The sequence below is a fragment of the Roseateles sp. GW821-FHT09H11 genome (assembly GCF_059415845.1).
In genome coordinates this window covers 149,415-166,712 of sequence record NZ_JBWKOA010000004.1, presented here as the reverse complement: position 1 = coordinate 166,712, position 17,298 = coordinate 149,415, and the positions used below count along the sequence as shown (strand labels likewise).

General features: G+C 68.9%; 14 protein-coding genes. 8 read left to right on the top strand and 6 right to left on the bottom strand.

The window, feature by feature from the left end:
- Nucleotides 1-111: 111 nt before the first annotated feature.
- Nucleotides 112-1,404, top strand: coding sequence for an EAL domain-containing protein (locus AC07PR_RS14715; protein WP_483109121.1), 1,293 nt, complete (start codon nucleotides 112-114; stop codon nucleotides 1,402-1,404).
- A 405-nt stretch (nucleotides 1,405-1,809) separates the two neighbouring features.
- Nucleotides 1,810-2,556 carry an MHFG family PEP-CTERM protein gene (locus AC07PR_RS14710; protein WP_495135723.1) on the top strand — a complete coding sequence of 249 codons (747 nt, stop codon included), beginning with the start codon at nucleotides 1,810-1,812 and terminating at the stop codon, nucleotides 2,554-2,556.
- On the opposite strand, the gene AC07PR_RS14705 is transcribed toward AC07PR_RS14710, so the two are convergent.
- The 4 genes from AC07PR_RS14705 to AC07PR_RS14690 all read right to left on the bottom strand — a co-directional run bounded on the left by AC07PR_RS14705 (nucleotide 2,465) and on the right by AC07PR_RS14690 (nucleotide 6,507).
- Nucleotides 2,465-4,672, bottom strand: a complete 2,208-nt coding sequence (locus tag AC07PR_RS14705; protein WP_495135722.1) for a S9 family peptidase — start codon at nucleotides 4,670-4,672, stop codon at nucleotides 2,465-2,467. The two genes, AC07PR_RS14710 and AC07PR_RS14705, sit on opposite strands and share 92 nt — an antisense overlap.
- Nucleotides 4,672-5,280, bottom strand: a complete 609-nt coding sequence (locus AC07PR_RS14700; protein WP_495135721.1) for a GNAT family N-acetyltransferase — start codon at nucleotides 5,278-5,280, stop codon at nucleotides 4,672-4,674. The genes AC07PR_RS14705 and AC07PR_RS14700 overlap by 1 nt, the downstream gene beginning before the upstream one ends.
- A 74-nt stretch (nucleotides 5,281-5,354) precedes the next feature.
- A complete protein-coding gene (locus AC07PR_RS14695; RefSeq protein ID WP_483109125.1) occupies nucleotides 5,355-5,579 on the bottom strand; it encodes a hypothetical protein in 225 nt (74 codons plus the stop codon).
- 85 nt (nucleotides 5,580-5,664) lie between these two features.
- Entirely contained in the window at nucleotides 5,665-6,507 is an 843-nt protein-coding gene (locus tag AC07PR_RS14690) for an AAA family ATPase (RefSeq protein ID WP_088406056.1), read from the bottom strand.
- Between the two features lie 87 nt (nucleotides 6,508-6,594).
- Here AC07PR_RS14690 and AC07PR_RS14685 point away from each other — a divergent pair, with 87 nt between their 5' ends.
- From AC07PR_RS14685 to AC07PR_RS14660, 6 genes are all read left to right on the top strand, one after another.
- Nucleotides 6,595-7,317 (top strand): c-type cytochrome, encoded by a 723-nt coding sequence (locus tag AC07PR_RS14685; protein ID WP_483109127.1) that lies wholly within the window; start codon nucleotides 6,595-6,597, stop codon nucleotides 7,315-7,317.
- Between the two features lie 144 nt (nucleotides 7,318-7,461).
- Nucleotides 7,462-8,742 (top strand): cyclic di-GMP phosphodiesterase, encoded by a 1,281-nt coding sequence (locus AC07PR_RS14680; RefSeq protein WP_495135720.1) that lies wholly within the window; start codon nucleotides 7,462-7,464, stop codon nucleotides 8,740-8,742.
- 189 nt (nucleotides 8,743-8,931) lie between these two features.
- On the top strand, nucleotides 8,932-9,897 hold the full coding sequence (locus AC07PR_RS14675) for an SDH family Clp fold serine proteinase (protein WP_495135719.1): 966 nt from the start codon (nucleotides 8,932-8,934) through the stop codon (nucleotides 9,895-9,897).
- A gap of 223 nt (nucleotides 9,898-10,120) precedes the next feature.
- Nucleotides 10,121-11,719, top strand: coding sequence for an ABC transporter substrate-binding protein (locus AC07PR_RS14670; protein ID WP_495135718.1), 1,599 nt, complete (start codon nucleotides 10,121-10,123; stop codon nucleotides 11,717-11,719).
- Nucleotides 11,720-11,747: 28 nt separating this feature from the next.
- The gene (locus AC07PR_RS14665; RefSeq protein ID WP_377156991.1) at nucleotides 11,748-12,644 is read left to right on the top strand and encodes an urease accessory protein UreD; all 897 of its coding nucleotides are present in this window, start codon (nucleotides 11,748-11,750) and stop codon (nucleotides 12,642-12,644) included.
- A 168-nt stretch (nucleotides 12,645-12,812) separates the two neighbouring features.
- Nucleotides 12,813-13,217 carry a GFA family protein gene (locus AC07PR_RS14660; protein WP_377156989.1) on the top strand — a complete coding sequence of 135 codons (405 nt, stop codon included), beginning with the start codon at nucleotides 12,813-12,815 and terminating at the stop codon, nucleotides 13,215-13,217.
- A 191-nt stretch (nucleotides 13,218-13,408) separates the two neighbouring features.
- Here the strand turns inward: AC07PR_RS14660 and mdoH are convergent, their stop codons facing one another.
- Nucleotides 13,409-15,586 carry a glucans biosynthesis glucosyltransferase MdoH gene (gene mdoH / locus AC07PR_RS14655; protein WP_377156987.1) on the bottom strand — a complete coding sequence of 726 codons (2,178 nt, stop codon included), beginning with the start codon at nucleotides 15,584-15,586 and terminating at the stop codon, nucleotides 13,409-13,411.
- A gap of 11 nt (nucleotides 15,587-15,597) precedes the next feature.
- Nucleotides 15,598-17,106 carry a glucan biosynthesis protein G gene (locus AC07PR_RS14650; protein ID WP_495135717.1) on the bottom strand — a complete coding sequence of 503 codons (1,509 nt, stop codon included), beginning with the start codon at nucleotides 17,104-17,106 and terminating at the stop codon, nucleotides 15,598-15,600.
- Nucleotides 17,107-17,298: the final 192 nt, after the last annotated feature.

Sequence of the window (17,298 nt, the reverse complement as noted above, 5' to 3'; positions counted from 1 at the left end):
GGGCATCAGGGCATTATCCATGCCGGCCGGCGGGTCCCAGGCGTAGCATCGGCGTCAAACACGGCTCCGCGGTCGCGGAACCGCGCAGCCTCCAACGTTGGGGTCGGGCGAATGGATCACGGGACAGGCAGCGGCGACGACAACGCCGAGGTCGAAGGCATGCTGCAGGCGCTGTACGGCGCCGTCGGCGAGGAGCGCGGCCGTTGGGTCGGCAGCTTCCAGAACTACCGGCTGACCAGCGCGTTCCAGCCGGTCTACAGCTATCCGCACCGCCGGCCGGTCGGCTACGAGGGCCTGATCCGCGTCGAGGACGAGCGCGGCCGTCCCATCACCCCGGTCACCGCCTTCGAGGGCGTCGGCAGCTTCGAGCAGCAGATCTGGCTCGACCGCCTGTGCCGGCTGCTGCACGTGCACAACTTCGTCGCGCAGCGGCAGCCGGACTGCTGGCTGTTCCTGAACATCCATCCGGCCGTCTTCATGCACGCGGCGCTGCAGGTGCGCATGCTGGCGCGCGCGGTCGAGGTCGTGCATCAGCTGGGCCTGCCGACGCATCGCCTGGTCTTCGAGGTCACCGAGGACGTGATGGCGCGCGACGACAGCTTCGAGGAGGCGGTCGAGGCCGCGCGCGCCACCGGCTGCCTGCTGGCGCTGGATGACTTCGGCGTGGGGCACTCGAACTTCGATCGCATCTGGCGGATCCGGCCGGAGATCGTCAAGCTGGACCGTTCGCTGCTGATGCGCTCGCGCGGCTCGCGGCGCATGGCGAGGGTTCTCTCGCAGATGGTGGCGCTGCTGCACGAGTGCGGTTCGCTGGTGCTGCTGGAGGGCATCGAGACCGTCGAGGATGCGCAGCTCGCGATGGATGCGGACGTCGACCTGGTGCAGGGTTTCGCCTTCGGCCACCCGGCGCCGTTCCTGCGCGACGGCGAGGGCGTGTCCGCGCTGGAGGATGTCTGGCGCCTGTTCAACGAGCGCCAGGCGCAACTGCGGCGTGATCACCTGGACCGGCTGACGCCGTTCCGCACGGCGCTGGCGCTGGCGCTGCAGACGGTGCAGCAGGGGCGTCCGCTGGTCGAGGCCTGCCAGCCCTTCCTCAAGCTGGACGGGGCGCAGATGTGCTACCTGCTGGACGACGACGGCCGGGAGATCGGTGCGCGCGCGGTGCCCGCCTCGGGCCCGGCGGAGATCGATCCACGTTTCCTGCCGATGGAGCGTGCGGGTGATGCCCGCTGGGCGCGCCGACCCTATTTCCGCCGCGCGGTCGAGACGGTCGGCGAGATCCAGACCACGCGCCCCTACCTGAGCCTGCACGGCGCCAGGATGTGCGTGACCGTATCCGTCGCCTACTGGCAGGACGGCCGCCTGCGCGTCCTCTGCGGCGACCTCGACTGGGACGAGGTGTAGCCAGCACCTCGCACATCCAGGCCCGCAGTCAACGGGCGATGCTGGGGCCGGAATGGTGCTGGGGGTTCCCGGAGGGATGCCCCCTGCGCCGTGGAGTGCCCGCGCTTGGCGACACGCAGTCGCGCCACCCACAGTCGCGCCACCCACAGTCGCGCCACCCACAGTCGCGCGACGCTCTCGGCGATACGCAGTACGCCTTGCGCAACACCTGTCCCCGGGTCCCGGTCTTGCCAAAGGAAGCTCGCGTTCAACTTTGCCGAGGTCCCACAGGGCCGTCGCCCTCCCATGTCACGACTGCAGTACCTGTTTGCCGCCTTTGCGGTTGGGGCGCTCCTCGCCCACGTGCCGGCGCGGGCTGCCGCGTCTGCCGCCTGTTCATGGGACCGTCCGGGCCACGACAGCTTCATGGGCGACGTGCCCGCGGCCGTCGACCGCTACACCGATCTGGCGCCGGCGGTGCGTGAGCGCCTCAAGACGCGGATGCGGGCGCACGAGTACGACGACGTCGTCGAGATCTCGCGTGATCGCATCGAGGGGAACGCGGGCTACGAGCCGCAGATCCGCGACATGCATTTTGGCCAGGGACGCGTCTGTGCGAGCGTCACGCGCGATCGCTGGTCCGACGTTCAGCGCGAGCGTGCGCTGGTCTATTGCGAGGGCACGGCCTGCGTGATGGTGCCCACCGTGTGCCGCAACGTGAGCCGCATCGCCCGCGTGCCGGGCGGCGGCGGGGGTGGAGGCGCCACGCCACCCGGCGAAGGCGAACTGCTCTTCGATCCGCCGGGTGCCGGTGCGCCGACACCGGTGCCGGCGGACACGCCGCCCTTGTCGACATTGCCGCCCACGCCCTTGACCGGCGTGCCGGAGACGCCGCCGGGCTCGTTCTCGAGTCCGCCGCGCGTCTCGATCGGGCCACCGCCCGCGGGACCGCCACCGTTCTCCGTGCCGACGCCGCTGTTCGTGCTGCCACCGCGTACCGAGCAGCTGCCGCCGCCGGCGGTGCCGGAGCCCTCGACGCTCGCGATGGCCGCGGCGGGCCTCGCGTTGCTGGTGCTGCTCCTCAGGCGCGCTGCTTCTTCGAGCCGCTCCTTGCGCCCGCTTTCGCTCCCGCGCCCGCTTTCGCTTTCGCCTCCGACTTCGCGCCGGCCTTGATGCCCGCCTTCGTGCCGGTCGTGTCGTGGCGCTTGAGCCAGTCGAAGAACTCGCCGTACCAGAGCCTGGAGTTGCGCGGCTTCATGACCCAATGGTTCTCGTCGGGGAACCAGACGAGCCGGGCGTCGACGCCCTGCGCCTTCAGCGTGTTGTAGAAGGCCAGGCCCTGCGCGTCGGGGACGCGGTAGTCGAGCTGGCCGTGGATGACCAGCGTCGGCGTGTTGAAGTGCTGCGCGTAGCCGATCGGGCTTTGCGCGGCGACCTTGGCCGGATCCTTCCAGTACGCCGTGCCCAACTCCTTGGCATGCCACAGGTAGGCGTCGTTCGCGAACATCGCCGTCCAGTCGAAGCAGCCCGCGTGGCAGACGTAGGCCTGGTAGCGGCCGGCCGGCACGTGGCCGTTCATCCACGCGACCATGTAGCCGCCGTAGCTGCCGCCCGTGGCGAAGACCCGCTTCTGATCGGCCCAGGGCTGCTTGAGCAGCAGGTCGGTCGCGATTTCCACGTCCTGCAGTTCCAGCTCGCCCCAACGCCCGGTGATCGAGTCGGCGAAGCGGTTTCCGAAGCTCGACGAGCCGTGGTAATTCACGCAGGCGACGACGTAGCCCTGCGACGCCATCGCCTGGTGGTTCCAGCGCCAGTGCCAGCTGTCGCCCATGGCGGTGTGCGGGCCGCCGTGGATCAGCTGCATCAGCGGCACCTTGGTCTTCTGCTTCGGGTCGAAGCCGGGCGGGTGGTAGAGCCACATCTGGACGAGCTCGCCCAGCGCCCCTTCGTACCAGAGCTCTTCGATCTCGCCGAAGCGCAATGAGGCGAGCGCCTCGTCGTTGAAGGATTCGATGCGGTGCAGCACCTGCTCCTCGGCGTCGCCCTCGCGATCGACGACGGAGACCTGCGGCGGGAAGGACGCGCTGTCGTGCAGCACGACCAGCGTGCCGGCCTCCAGCGCGAACGCGCCGACATGGCCGCCCTCGCACAGCGGGAACGCGTGCAGCGTCTTCACGTCGAAGCGGTAGAGATGGCGGCGCCCCTGGTCCTCGGCGCAGAAGAGCACGCCGAGGTCGTCCTCGTCCCAGCGCAGCGGGGCGGCGACTTCCTGGTCCCAGTCCTCCGACAGCACGGCCCAGTTGCCGTGCGTGTCGAGCACCGCCAGCTGCTGCGGCATCGTGTGCTTCAGGCCCTGGTGGGTGGCGATGAAGGCGATGTGGTGGCCCGCGTGGCTGTAGACCGGCGCGACCAGGTCCCAGCCCGGCTCGTGCAGCAGCACCTGCGCGCGGCCCGAGCGGACGTCGATCTCGGCCAGCGCGTTGCGGTGCTCCAGCGTCTTGGGCGTGTTCGGGTCGAAGCTGAACACGATGCGGCGGCCGTCCGGCGAGATGTCGAAGGTGTCGGCATCGGGCTCGGCGCGGCTGAGTTCGAAGTCGGTGCCCTCGAACAGGTCGCGGACCTCGCCGCTGGCCAGGTCGATCACGTGCAGATGCGGCACGCGGTTCATCGGCAGCGAGTGGTCCCAGAAGCGGTAGAAACCTTCCTCGGTCACGTAGGCCGATTCCTTGCGGTCCTTCTCGGCCTTGCGGCGCTCGGCCTGCGCGGCCTGGCCCTTCAGGCCCGGGTCGACCCAGGACACGAAGGCCAGGCGCTTGCCGTCCGGGAACCACTTGAAGGACTCGACGCCGAAAGGCAGCTTCGTCACGCGGCGGGCCTCGCCGCCATCAGGCGGGATCACGTAGAGCTGCGGTGCGTCGTCCTTGTCGCCTTCCTGGTCGCGACGCGCGATGAAGGCGACGGATTCGCCGGTCGGGCTCCAGCGCGGCTGGCCGTCCTTCTCGCCGGCGGAGGTCAGCACGCGCGGCTCGCCGCCCAGCGTCGACAGCAGCCACAGCGCGGTCGCCCCCTTGTTCTTCTCCATGTCGTAGCGCGTCACCGGCACGACGGCCTGCGCGCCGTCCGGCGACAGGCTCGGCGCGCCGATGCGCGCCAGCGCCCACAGCGCGTCGACGTCGAAGGTCTTCAACGCGGAGGCGTTCTTCTTCGATGCGCTCTTCGTGGCGGCGGGCTTCCGGATCGGGGGCTTCTTGGCGGGAGTCTTCGCGGGGGTCTTCTTCACGGCGGGCATCAGGCGCTCCGGGGTTTGTCGAGTAGCCACTGCAGGTGGGTCTGGATGGTCGGCCATTCGGCCGCGGTGATGCTGTAGACGGCGGTGTCGCGCGGCAGGCCGCTGGGCATGATCACGTGCGAGCGCAGGATGCCGTCGAGCTGCGCGCCCAGGCGCTCGATCGCGCGGCGGCTCTGCGTGTTGAGGCGGTTGGTGCGGAACTCCACCGCGATGCAGTCCAGTGTCTCGAACGCGTGCCGCAGCAGCAGCAGCTTGCACTGCGTGTTCAGCCCGCTGCGCTGGCTGGACGCGCGGGTCCAGGTGGAGCCGATCTCGACGCGGCGGTTGGTCGCGTCGATGTTCATGTAGGTCGTCATGCCGGCGACGCGGCCGTCGGCATCGAACACGGTGAAGGGGTTCATCGAGCCCGCGTCGCGCAGTCCCAGGCGCCGTTCGATCTCCGCGCCCATGCGGTCGGGCGCGGGCACGGTGGTGTACCAGAGCTTCCAGAGCTCGCCGTCGGCGACCGCGTCGACCAGCGCCTCGCGGTGATCCTGCGACAACGGCTCGAGCCGCGCATGCGGGCCGGTCAGCGTGACCGGCGCGGTGAAGGGGGTGGGTGCGGTCATGAGTCGAGCCGACCCTCGGCCGGCGGTGCGAGGAAAAGGGGGAGGGTGAAGGACGGGCGAGGGCAGGGCGGGCCTCAGCCCTTGTTGCCGAGCAGCAGCCGGCGCAGCAGCCAGCGGCAGCCGCCCATGCCGACGAGGATGGTCAGCAGGCCCAGGATCTGGGTCGGGCCCCAGCCGGGCTCGCCGATGAATTCCCATCCCAGCGAGCGGCCGACCAGCAGGCCGATCACGCCGCCGCCCACGAATCCCAGCGCGTCGGCCAGCGCGGTGCGCCAGGCGGCGTTGAAGTCTTGGCTCATGCCTGTCTCATCCTTGTTCCGTTCTTGTTCTGGCCCGGCGGCTTCGGCGGATCCTGCTCAGCTGATTCTGCTCAGCTGATTCTGCTCAGCGGTTGCGGCTCTGCATGTAGACGAGCTTCTCGAACAGGGTCAGGTCCTGCTCGTTCTTCAGCAGCGCGCCCACCAGCGGCGGGATCGCGACCTTGTCGTCCTGCGTCTGCAGCGCCTCCAGCGGGATGTCCTCGGCCAGCAGCAGCTTGAGCCAGTCGATCAGCTCGGACGTGGAGGGCTTCTTCTTCAGCCCCGGCAGCTTGCGCACGTCGTAGAAGGTCTTCAGCGCGGCGGCCAGCAGGTCCTTCTTCAGCCCGGGGAAGTGGACGTCGACGATGGCCTGCATCGTGTCGGCCTCGGGGAACTTGATGTAGTGGAAGAAGCAGCGGCGCAGGAAGGCGTCGGGCAGCTCCTTCTCGTTGTTGGAGGTGATGAACACCAGCGGCCGGTGTTTCGCCCGGACCCACTCGCGGGTCTCGTAGACGTAGAACTCCATGCGGTCGAGCTCGCGCAGCAGGTCGTTGGGGAACTCGATGTCGGCCTTGTCGATCTCGTCGATCAGCAGCGCCACCGGCGTGTCCGACGCGAAAGCCTCCCACAGCGTGCCCTTGACGATGTAGTTGGCGATGTCGCGCACCTTGTCGTCGCCGAGCTGGCTGTCGCGCAGCCGGCTGACCGCGTCGTACTCGTACAGGCCCTGCTGCGCCTTGGTCGTGCTCTTCACGTGCCACTGCAGCAGCGGCAGTCCCAGGGCCTTGGCGACTTCCTCGGCCAGCAGCGTCTTGCCGGTGCCCGGTTCGCCCTTGACCAGCAGCGGCCGCGTCAGCGTGATGGCCGCGTTGACCGCCAGCATCAGGTCGGGCGTGGCGACGTAGTCCTGGGAACCTTGGAATTTCATGAGGGGCTTCTCTAGCGCAGGGGTGAAAACCAGTATATAGGGCCCCCCCTATAATCGCGCCGCCCCAAATCCTAGAAGATCGGGACCATGAGAAGACAACTGCAGATCTCCCTCGCGTTGATGCTGGCCGGAAGTGCGTTTGTTGTAGCCGCTCAGTCCAACGCCCCTTCGTCGCCCGCGCCGGGACAAGCGCCGTCGACGACCACCCCCGCCGCGACGTCCGCGGCAACACCTGGCCCCCAGGCCCCGGTGCAGGCCAAGGTGGCCATGTGCATCGGCTGCCATGGCATCCCCGGCTATCAGGCCACCTTCCCCGAGGTGCACAAGGTCCCGATGATCGCGGGCCAGAACGCCAAGTACATCGCCAATGCGCTGACGGCGTACGCCAAGGGCGACCGCAAGCACCCGACCATGCGCGGCATCGCGCTGCCGTTGGGCGACCGGGACATCACCGAGATCTCCGAGTACTACGCCGGCCTGGCCAAGGTCGACGCGGTGCCCGCGACGGTCGAGGCGCCGGCCGACGTCAAGAAGCTGCTGGACAAGGGCGCATGCGCGAGCTGTCATGGCGCCAACTTCAGCAAGCCGATCGACGGCACCTACCCCAAGATCGCCGGCCAGCACGCCGACTATCTGTACGTGGCGCTGAAGTCCTACCAGATCGAGGGCAAGCCGTATCACGGGCGCACCAACGCGGTGATGGCGGGCCAGGTGAAGCAATTCAGTCACGCTGAACTGAAGCTTCTGTCGCAATATTTGGCAGGCTTGCCATCCGAACTCCGTACAGTCCCGCAATCGCGGTTCCGTTGATCCGTGGCAGGCTGTGAGCCAGCCGCGGTGCAAGCGAAGAGCAGTAGCCAACCGCCCGCCAGGGCGGTTTTTTATTGCCTGTTCTGACTGTGCGTGCGCCGGGGAGGGCGCCATACTGTGTTGTCCTGGACGAAAACGCCAGTCATGCTGAAGAAGATCCCGACGGCCCAGGTGAAGCTGGGCATGTATCTGCAAGGGATGGAAGGGTCGTGGCTGTCGCACCCTTTCTGGAAGACGAAATTCGTCCTCACCGATCCCGAGGATCTGAAGGCGCTGAAGGCCAGCGGCGTGCCGTTCTGCTGGATCGACGCGTCCAAGGGCCTGGACGTCGACGCCCCCGAGGCGCCGAAGGCGGCCCTGGCTCCGCCCGCTGCCGCGCCCGCCCCGTCCGCGGCGCCCGCGGCACCCGTGGCGACGGAGCCTCCCGCCGCCCCCGCCGTCATTGCCGCGGCGCCCCGACTCGAGTTGAGCACCGCGCCCGCGTCGATGGGCGAGGAGCTCGAGCGCGCCACGCAGGTGATGCAGCGCTCCAAGCGCGCGGTGATGACGCTGTTCGGCGAGGCCCGGCTGGGCAAGGCGATCGACGCCGAGCAATGCCTGCCCCTGGTCGAGGAGGTCGCGAGCTCGGTGGTCCGCAATCCGTCGGCGCTGATCAGCCTGGCGAGGCTGAAGACCAAGGACGACTACACCTACATGCACTCGGTGGCGGTGTGCGCGCTGATGGTGTCGCTGGCGCGGCAGATGGGTCTGGACGAGCCGCGCACGCGCGAGGCCGGCCTCGCCGGTCTGCTGCATGACGTCGGCAAGATGATGATGCCGCTGAACGTGCTGAACAAGCCGGGCGCGCTGACCGACGCCGAGTTCGCGATCATGCGCGACCACCCGACGCGCGGCTTCGAGATGCTCAAGGAAGGCACGTCGGTGCCCGAGGCGGCGCTGGACGTCGCGCTGCGGCATCACGAGAAGATGGACGGCACGGGCTACCCCGGCAAGCTGGCGGGCGAGCAGATCAGCCTGCTGTCGCGCATGGGCGCGGTGTGCGACGTGTACGACGCGATCACCTCGAACCGGCCCTACAAGAACGCGTGGGATCCGGCGTCGTCGCTGGCGCGGATGGCGCAGTGGACGGGGCATTTCGATCCGCGGGTGTTCCAGGCCTTCGTGAAGTGCGTGGGCATCTATCCGGTGGGGACGCTGGTGAAGCTGCAGTCGGGCCGCCTGGGGGTGGTGCTGGAGCAGAACGCCACGGCGCTGACGGCGCCGCGGGTGCGGGTGTTCTATTCGACGAAGTCGCAGATGCCGATCCCGACGCAGGTGCTGGACCTGTCGGCGAACCACGCGTCGGACCGCATCGTCGGCCGCGAGGATCCGGCCACCTGGGGCTTCCAGCGGCTCGACGAGCTCTGGCAGGCGCCGGCGAAGTGACGCCGGGGGATCGCCTCGGGAGAGACGGTCCACGCGATGACAGCAAGTCTTGGTGGCTGCCGCTGACTCAGAGCGGTGGCGCTCCTCAATCTTTGAGGTGAAAGTCTCCTAGTTCAGGCAATGGTTCGCCTGACGCGTCCGCTCGAAGATGCAGACCTCGCGCTGATGAATGGCGCTGGAGGGCATCTGATGGCAGTTCTTCTGAAGGAAGTGGCGCCGGCCAACGATGTGCCGGCCCAACGATCAAGGGCGGCGCCTCTGGCACCGCCGTTCGATGTAGTGACCTATGCGGGGCCGGTCACAGTCGAGGGCTATGAACGACTGAGCACAGTGCTCGACGAGCACCGCACGAACGAGCATGTCCTTGTCGTATTGGAGACGCCTGGTGGTGATCCGCATGCGGCGTTCCGTATCGCGAGGGCCCTGGGATTTCATTACAAGCGTGTCGAGGCGCTCGTGCCGCGCTACTGCAAGAGCGCGGGAACGCTGATCGTGCTCGGCGCGTCCGTGTTGCACATGGGCGATCGTGGCGAGTTGGGGCCTATCGACATGCAGGTTCCGAGGGTGGGCGAATTCTCGGTTCGCGGCTCCGGGCTCGAGTTCGGCGGCGTCCTGGACCAGCTGCTGCCACACCAGATACAGAGCTTCGCCATCGCGGTGCATGCCATCTCGGCCCAGGGCCTGTCCAACGAGGCGGCAGTCAATGCGGCTTCATTGATGACCGCGCGACTGTTCCGGCCGCTGCTCGAAAAGGTCGATCCTCGTCGGCTCGTCGAGGTGACGCGTGCGATGGCCATTGCCGCCGCCTACGGGGAGCGTCTGGCGCAGAAGGGCGGCAACATCGGTGCGGACGGGATCAATGAATTGATGCGGCGATATCCATCGCATGCGTTCGCGATCGATCGCAAGGAGGCTCAGCGGCTGTTCTACGACGTCCGGGAGCCGATGGATGCAGTGGCCGAGGTCGCGACGCGGCTCGGCCATTCGATGTCTTCGCTCAACACCCTCGCTGCGCCTACGGTCCAACTGCTCCCTTTTCCGTTTATCGACAAGGAACTTTCACATGTACACGACGGAACCCATGCACGAAGTTTTTGCGCGCTCACGCCAGCTGATGTTCGAAGCCATGTTGCGGATGTACCCCGGTCTGTTTGATATGAATCGAAAACGGCTGCCGATGCCCACGCCGACGTCGGGGGTTGCAGGGTCGTGGTCGGAAGAAGAGGCTGCGCGCAGGGCTTGGCACTACGCCCAGAATTTCACTGTCCCTTCTCGCGTACTGCCCGATGAGCAGTGACCCGTCCGGAAAGACCCCGACCTCCCGCTGAGCCCGTGCTCCCTACACTCCCCGACATCACACGACGTCGGGGAGCGCGGGATGACACGACTGCTCATGCTGCTGGCGCTGTGCGCCGGCGTGGTCGGGGGAGCCGTCGGCGGCGCGCCGGCGGCCCACGCGCAGACGCTGCGCTGGGCCAGCCAGGGCGACGCCCAGACGATGGACCCGCACTCGCAGAACGAGAGCCTGACCAACGGCATGAACTCGCAGGTCTACGAGCGCCTCACCGCCCGCGACCGCCAGCTCAACATCGTGCCGGGTCTTGCCTCCGAGTGGACGCAGGTCGGCCCGCTCGTCTGGCGCTTCAAGCTGCGCCCCAACGTCAGGTTCCATGACGGCTCGGCGTTCACCGCCGACGACGTCGTCTTCTCGCTGCAGCGCGCCAAGGCGCCGACCTCGCAGGTCGCCGTCTACGCCAACGCGGTCGGCACCGCGCGCAAGATCGACGAGCTCACCGTCGAGATCACCCAGCCGCGCTTCAACCCGATCTTCCTGCAGCACCTGGACCTGCTCTTCATCATGAGCAAGGCCTGGAGCGAACAGCACAAGGTGACGAAGCCGCTCAGCTTCAAGGACAACGAGGAGAGCTTCGCCAGCTTCAACACGAACGGCACCGGCCCCTTCATGCTGGTCCGCCGCCAGCCCGGCATCCGCACCGTCTACAAGCGCAACCCCAACTGGTGGGGCCGCTTCGAGGGCAACGTGCAGGAGGTGCAGTTCACGCCGATCTCGAACGACGCGACGCGGCTCGCCGCGCTGGTGTCGGGGGAGATCGACCTGCTGCTCGATCCCGCGCCGCGCGACGTGCCGCGGCTGCGCGCGACAGCGGGCGTGCAGGTGATCGAGGGGCTCGAGAACCGCCTGATCTTCGTCGGCATGGACCAGGCGCGCGACACGCTGGTGTACGGCCGCACACCCAACGGCAAGAACCCGTTCCAGGACCTGCGCGTGCGCCGCGCGATGTACCAGGCCATCGACATCGACGCCATCCACAAGCGGCTGATGAACGGCCTGTCGCAGCCCACCGGCGGGCTGACGCCGTCCCCGCTCGGCGCCTTCGGCGATCCGGCGCTGGAGACGCGCCTGCCGTTCGATCTTGCCGCCGCGCGCAAGGCAATGGCCCACGCCGGTTATGCGGACGGCTTCGAGGTGACGCTGGACTGCCCCAACAACCGCTACGTCAACGACGAGGCCATCTGCCTCGCCCTGGCGTCGATGTGGGCGCAGATCAAGGTGAAGGTGAAGGTCAACGCGATGCCGCGCGTCCTGTACTTCCCCAAGCTGGAGCGCTACGAGACCAGCCTCTACCTGATGGGCTGGGGCGGCGCGATCACCGACGCGGAGACCATCCTGACGCCGGTCTACCGCAGCGACGACAAGCCGTCCGGCGCCGGTTACTACAACTACGGCCGGTCGAGGAATCCGAAGTTCGATCAACTCGCGGGCGCGTCCTCGACCGAGGCCGATCCCGTCAAGCGCGAGCAGCTGATCCGGGCTGCGCTGCAGGAGTACCGTGAGCAGATCCACGTCCTGCCCCTGCATCGGCAGGCGGCGCCGTGGGCGGTGCGCCAGGGCGTGAAGGCCGTTCACCGCGCCGACAACTGGCTGGACTACGCCTGGGTCACGCTGCCGAAATGAGGGGCGGATGCCCCTAACATCCGCGCCCATGACCGCGCCTCCCGAGTCCTCGCCTTCCCCCGCTTCCGCCTCCTCCAACGATCCGGCCGCCAAGCAGTGGCTGGCCCGCCTGCGCGCCGACTACCGCGTCGAGCGCGGCCGCTGCGTCGTCAGCCATGACCATGAGGGGCCGCTGCGCCTGCTGAAGAGCCTTTATCCGGAAGGCGACGGGATCTGCCACAGCGTGCTGGTGCATCCGCCCAGCGGCCTGGTCGGCGGGGATACCTTGGACATCGCCGTGACGGTGGGGGAGGGCGCGCACGCGCTGGTGACCACGCCGGGCGCGACGCGTTTCTATCGCAGCCCGTCGGGCGCGCTCGCGACGCAGCGCGTGCAGGCGCAGCTGGGCGATCACGCGCGGCTCGAATGGCTGCCGCTCGAGGCGATCGCCTATCCCGGCTGCGAGGCGCTCAACGAGGCCCGCTTCACGCTCGCGCCGACGGCGGAAATGTTCGCGTGGGACATCACCGCGCTCGGCCTGCCCGGCGCGGGGCAGCCGTATGCGTCAGGACGTTTCCAGCAGCATCTGGAGATCCCGGGCGTCTGGCTCGAACGCGGTCTGCTCGATGCGGACGATGCCTTGCTGATGGACGGAGACCTCGGACTGGCTGGCCACCGTTGCCTGGGCACCCTGGTGTTCGCCGCCGGCACCGCGATCGGACGCGAACGTCGCGAGCAGGCACTGGACGCCGTCCGCGCGCTGATCGAGGCCGATCCGTTACGCCTCACCGCCGGCGCCACGGCGGCGCAGGACGGCGTGCTGGTGGTGCGGGCGCTGGGACCGGTCGTCGAGCCGGTGTCGCTGCTGCTGCGCCGCTGCTGGGCCGCCTGGCGTCAGGTCTTGTGGGGCCTGGACGGCACCTCGCCCCGCCTCTGGGCGATGTAGGCCCCGCATCGGGGCGATGCCAGGGCAAGTCTCCGGCCCGCGCGCATCCCCCACTCTGGGGACGCCCATGCATGTCGTTGTGGCAACGATGTCTCAGAGTTGTAGCCAGCACACTAAGGCAGCGCTTAGCATGGCCGTTCCACAGACGGTCTCCAGGGAGGTGATCGCATGGCTTCACGTACCGCTTCGTGCAGTTGCGGCCAATTGAAGATCGTGGTGCAGGGAGAGCCGTTGGGAACCGGCCTCTGCCATTGCCTGGCGTGCCAGCGTCGCACGGGCAGTGTCTTCGCGACGCTGGCGGCTTTCGCCGAGCCCTACGAGGTCGTCGGCATCGCCACCGAGTTCGTGCGCGCCGGGGACCAGGGCGCCCGTTTCCGCTTCCACTTCTGCCCGGTCTGCGGCAGCAACGTCTTCCACACGGAAGAGGGTGTCGAAGGCTCGGTCGGCGTCGCCGTCGGCGCCTTCGCGGATCCGTCGTTCCCGCCCCCGCAGGACTCGGTCTACACCTGCCGCATGCACGGCTGGGTCCGATTGCCCGAGGAGGTCAGAACCTACGACCGGGATCCGACGTAGCGGTCGAAACGGGAACACCGCGAGCGCTGCTGGGGCCGGAATGGTGCTGGGGGTTCCCGGAGGGATGCCCCCTGCGCCGTGGAGTGCCCGCGCTTGGCCTCCCGCACGTGCAACGCAACCACCGGTCCCGGGCGCCGCGCCTCCGCCATGACTCGTCGACGGGTGCCCGGGCCGATGGAGCGTTTCTCTGATCAGGCCGCCAGTCGCAGGTCCGGGCGGACCTCGGTGAACGTCGAGGGGCGCAGCGGCTGCGCCAGGCGCAGCAGGTGGCCCGGCTCGCTCAGGAAGCGCATGCGATCGGCATTCGACATCGTGTCGAGCGCACCCGGTTGCGCCGTCAGTTCGCTGATGCGATGCCCACGGACCTGTGCGCGCGTGCCCTGGCCGACGTCGCGGCGACCCATCGCTTCGGCTGCCAACGCGGTCAGGCGGCGGCTCGCCAGCAGGTCGGCGAAGCCGGGGAGATGACGCTCCTGGCGACCATAGGCCCAGGCGTTGCGCAGCACGGTCGGCGTGCGGCTTTCCTCCGGGATCACCAGCAGGCCGGCGCGGCGCATGCGCTCGCCCAGGCGGGAGCGGCTCGACAGCACCGTGATCGGCGCGGCCAGCAGCAGCGGCAGGGCGATCGGCGCGATCCAGATCAGCGTCGACGGGCTCAGCGCGCCGATCAGTGCGGTGAGGACCAGCGTCACCGCGCTGATGCGGCCGTAGGCGGCGAACGCTTCGCGCCAGGACACATCCTCGGCGGCACGCGGCGGGGACTTCCAGTCCAGCGAGATCCCCGTCAGCGCGACCACGCAGAAGATCGAGTGGGCGACCATCCGCAGCGGCGCCTGCAGCAGCGACATGCCGGCCTCGGTGGCGCAGGACGCCACCAGCTTCAGCGAGCCGCCGTACTGCGACTGCTCGCCGCGCAGGATCAGCGCGGCCACCGACAGCAGTCGCGGCAGGACCAGCATGCCGATCGTGCCGAACCACAGCGCGGCCACGCCCGGGGCCAGCGAGCCGTCTTCCAGGAAGGGCTGGAAGGCCTCGCTGCCGCCGACGTTCCAGAGCAGCACGCCCAGGCCCACGTACAGCAGCCACAGCGGCGCGGCCAGGTAGGACAGCGCGCCGGTGACCAGCATCGCGCGGTGCACGCCGTGCAGGCCGGGTTCGGCGATCAGGCCGGCGTTCTGGATGTTGCCCTGGCACCAGCGGCGGTCGCGCTGCAGCTCGGCCAGCAGGTGCGGCGGCTGTTGTTCATAGCTGCCCGGCAGGTCCGCCACCAGCCACACCTGATAGCCGGCGCGGCGCATCAGCGCGGCCTCGACGAAGTCGTGGGACATGATGTCCTTGCCGCGCAGCGGGGCCAGGGCGCAATGCTTCATGAAGGGCTCGACGCGGATGATCGCGTTGTGGCCCCAGTAATGGGCCTCGCCCAGCTGCCAGAACTGCATGCCGGCGGCGAAGAGGCGACCCGTCACGCGGCTCGCGAACTGCTGCGCGCGGGCGTGCGGCGTGTCGTGACCGCAGACCTGGTTGGCGGCCTGCAGGATGCCGGCGCGCGGGTGCTTCTCCATCAGACGGACCAGGCCCAGCAGGCAGTCGCCGCTCATTACGCTGTCGGCGTCCAGCACCACCATGTAGCGGTAGTTGCGGCCCCAGCGGCGGCAGAAGTCGGCGACGTTGCCGGCCTTCTTCTTCACCCGGCGCTGGCGCCAGCGGTAATGGATGCGGCCGCGGCCGGCGAACTGCGCGCGCAGCTCGGCCCAGGCGGCCAGCTCCTGCGTGCGGCGCTCGGGGTCGCTGCTGTCGGACAGGATGTAGACGTCGAACAGGCGCAGCGCGCCGGCGGCCGCGAGCGACTCGCAGCTGGCGCGCAGGCCGGCGAAGACGGTGGTCACGTCCTCGTTGCAGATCGGCATGATGAGCGCGGTGCGCGCGTCGGCGCCGAGCGCGTCGTTGCCGGCGTCCTTGATGCTGATGGCGTGACGGTCGCCGCGCAGCATGACCCAGAAGCCCATCACCGCGGTGACGCAGCCGGCGCTGACCCAGGCGAACAGCAGCGCGAACAGCGCCAGGTGCACGCATTGCAGCGCGAAGGCCCAGGGGTCGGCGGCCCAGCCGTTGTGGGTGCGCCAGAGCACGCTGGTCGCCAGCGCGGTGGCGCCGAGGATCGACAGCTTCAGCGCGTTGCGGCGGTGCTTCGCGGCGGTTTCCCAGGCCTCGGGGGGCTGGGCCGCGGGCAGCGACTCGACCGGCGGCGTGCGCTGGCCCCAGGCGCGGGGCACCATCGCGCCGCGCTTGATCGCCGGGGCGCTCGGTCCGACGGGACCCGGCGCGGAAGCCGCCTGATGCAGGGTGCCGGTGGGCAGGGATGCGGTCATGTCGTGCTCCTTCACTGGGGAGGAAGAATCAGGCTCCAGGTCTCGGTGAGGACCTGTTGCTTTGTCTGGAGGAAGCCGCGTAGCTCGGTCGACTGACCGGGGCGGAGCTGCTTGATGCGGACGGCCATGCGCCAGCCGCCGGTGACCGGGTTCGGGTAGGCGTTGACCTCGGTGACCTCGCCGTTGCCGTTCGTGCTCGCGACGGCCTTGACCTCGGCGCCGGCGGGCAGCGCGGCGAGCGACGGGCCTTCGAAGTCGACGATGAACTGCTGCTCGTTCTTGTCCAGCTTGGCGTAGCTGTAGCCGGTGCGCGTCTGCACGGCCCAGGCGCCGGGCGGGCGTTGCTGCTGCTCGCCCTGCAGGTGCAGGCGGTACGAGTAGTCCAGCGGCTGGCCCGGGGCCGGCTGCTTCGCCGGCACCCAGTAGGCGACGATGTTGTCGTGGGTCTCGTCGGGCGTGTGCAGCGACATCAGCTCCACGCGGCCCGGACCCCAGTCGCTGGTCGGCTCGATCCAGGCGGAGGGGCGCATCTCGTAGCGCGCCTCGGTGTCCTCGTAGCTGGCGAAGCGGCGGTCGCGCTGCATCAGGCCGAAGCCCTTCAAGCCCGGCAGCGTGAACGAGGTCGTCAGCGTGCCGTTCGGGTTGATCAGCGGACGCCAGATCCATTCGCCGCTCGCGCTGGCGACCATCAGGCCGTCGCTGTCGTGGACCTCGGGACGGAAGTCGCCCTTCTGCGGCTGGTTCTCGCCGAACAGGTACATGCTGGTCAGCGGCGCCAGCGCCAGCGTCGCGACGGGCGAGCGCAGGAACAGCCGCGCGCGCGTCTCGACGACCGTCTCGGCGCCCGGCTTGATCACGAAGGTGTAGGCGCCGCTGGCGCGCTGCGAGTCCATCAGCGCATGCACGGTCAGCGACTTCGCGTCGGCCGTGGGGCGCTCGATCCAGAACTCGCTGAAGCGCGGGAATTCCTCGCCCTTGCCGCCGACGGTGTCGATGGCCAGGCCGCGCGCCGACAGGCCGTAATGCTGGTTGGCGCCGAGCACGCGGAAGTAGCTCGCGCCCAGGAAGACGGCCAGCTCGTCCTTGTACTTGTCGTTGTTGAGCGCGTAATGCGCGCGGAAGCCTGCGTAACCGACGTCGCCCCACTTCTGCGGCGACAGCTGGCTGTTCTTGCCGTAGTCGAAGTCCTCGCGCTTGAAGGGGACAGGTCTTGCCTGGCCGCCGACGATCTCGTTGATGCGCACGGCCTGGGTCTGGTAGTGGCCCAGGTGGAAGAACATCAGCTCGAAGGGCAGCTTCTCCTCGCGCCACAGCGCGCGCGCCGGCTTGAAGCGGATGTCGCGCATCTGGTCGTAGTTGAGGTTCTTCAACTCGACCGGCAGCGAATCCGGCGGCGCGACGTAGGGCTTGGCGGCGAGCGCCTTGGCGCGCTCGGCCACCTCGTCGAAGCCGAAGGCGTGCGCCGCGACGGAGGCCGCCAGCAGCGCCGCGCCGACCGCGAGCCCGAGAACCGACCCCATCCACCGACGCTGGTCGGCCTGGAGGCGGGCACTGGCCGCCTGGATGAGGACCCGAGAGGAGGGGGAGTGAATATTTCTCATGTGACTGACCTAGTGCAAGGCCTGTGCCACATGGGATTTCCGTTATGAATCAACGACTTGCGTCGTTGGTGCGGTGCCGCACACGGGAATTTCTGTCGCCGTGAGGCGACG

Coding starts and splice junctions, on each gene's coding strand:
- AC07PR_RS14700 (WP_495135721.1), bottom strand. CDS start 5,280: ATGACCGCACCCACCCCCTTCACCGCGCCGGTCACGCTGACCGGCCCG.
- AC07PR_RS14715 (WP_483109121.1), top strand. CDS start 112: ATGGATCACGGGACAGGCAGCGGCGACGACAACGCCGAGGTCGAAGGC.
- AC07PR_RS14710 (WP_495135723.1), top strand. CDS start 1,810: ATGGGCGACGTGCCCGCGGCCGTCGACCGCTACACCGATCTGGCGCCG.
- AC07PR_RS14690 (WP_088406056.1), bottom strand. CDS start 6,507: ATGAAATTCCAAGGTTCCCAGGACTACGTCGCCACGCCCGACCTGATG.
- AC07PR_RS14695 (WP_483109125.1), bottom strand. CDS start 5,579: ATGAGCCAAGACTTCAACGCCGCCTGGCGCACCGCGCTGGCCGACGCG.
- AC07PR_RS14660 (WP_377156989.1), top strand. CDS start 12,813: ATGGCTTCACGTACCGCTTCGTGCAGTTGCGGCCAATTGAAGATCGTG.
- AC07PR_RS14680 (WP_495135720.1), top strand. CDS start 7,462: ATGCTGAAGAAGATCCCGACGGCCCAGGTGAAGCTGGGCATGTATCTG.
- AC07PR_RS14685 (WP_483109127.1), top strand. CDS start 6,595: ATGAGAAGACAACTGCAGATCTCCCTCGCGTTGATGCTGGCCGGAAGT.
- AC07PR_RS14675 (WP_495135719.1), top strand. CDS start 8,932: ATGGCAGTTCTTCTGAAGGAAGTGGCGCCGGCCAACGATGTGCCGGCC.
- AC07PR_RS14670 (WP_495135718.1), top strand. CDS start 10,121: ATGACACGACTGCTCATGCTGCTGGCGCTGTGCGCCGGCGTGGTCGGG.
- mdoH (WP_377156987.1), bottom strand. CDS start 15,586: ATGACCGCATCCCTGCCCACCGGCACCCTGCATCAGGCGGCTTCCGCG.
- AC07PR_RS14705 (WP_495135722.1), bottom strand. CDS start 4,672: ATGCCCGCCGTGAAGAAGACCCCCGCGAAGACTCCCGCCAAGAAGCCC.
- AC07PR_RS14665 (WP_377156991.1), top strand. CDS start 11,748: ATGACCGCGCCTCCCGAGTCCTCGCCTTCCCCCGCTTCCGCCTCCTCC.
- AC07PR_RS14650 (WP_495135717.1), bottom strand. CDS start 17,106: ATGGGGTCGGTTCTCGGGCTCGCGGTCGGCGCGGCGCTGCTGGCGGCC.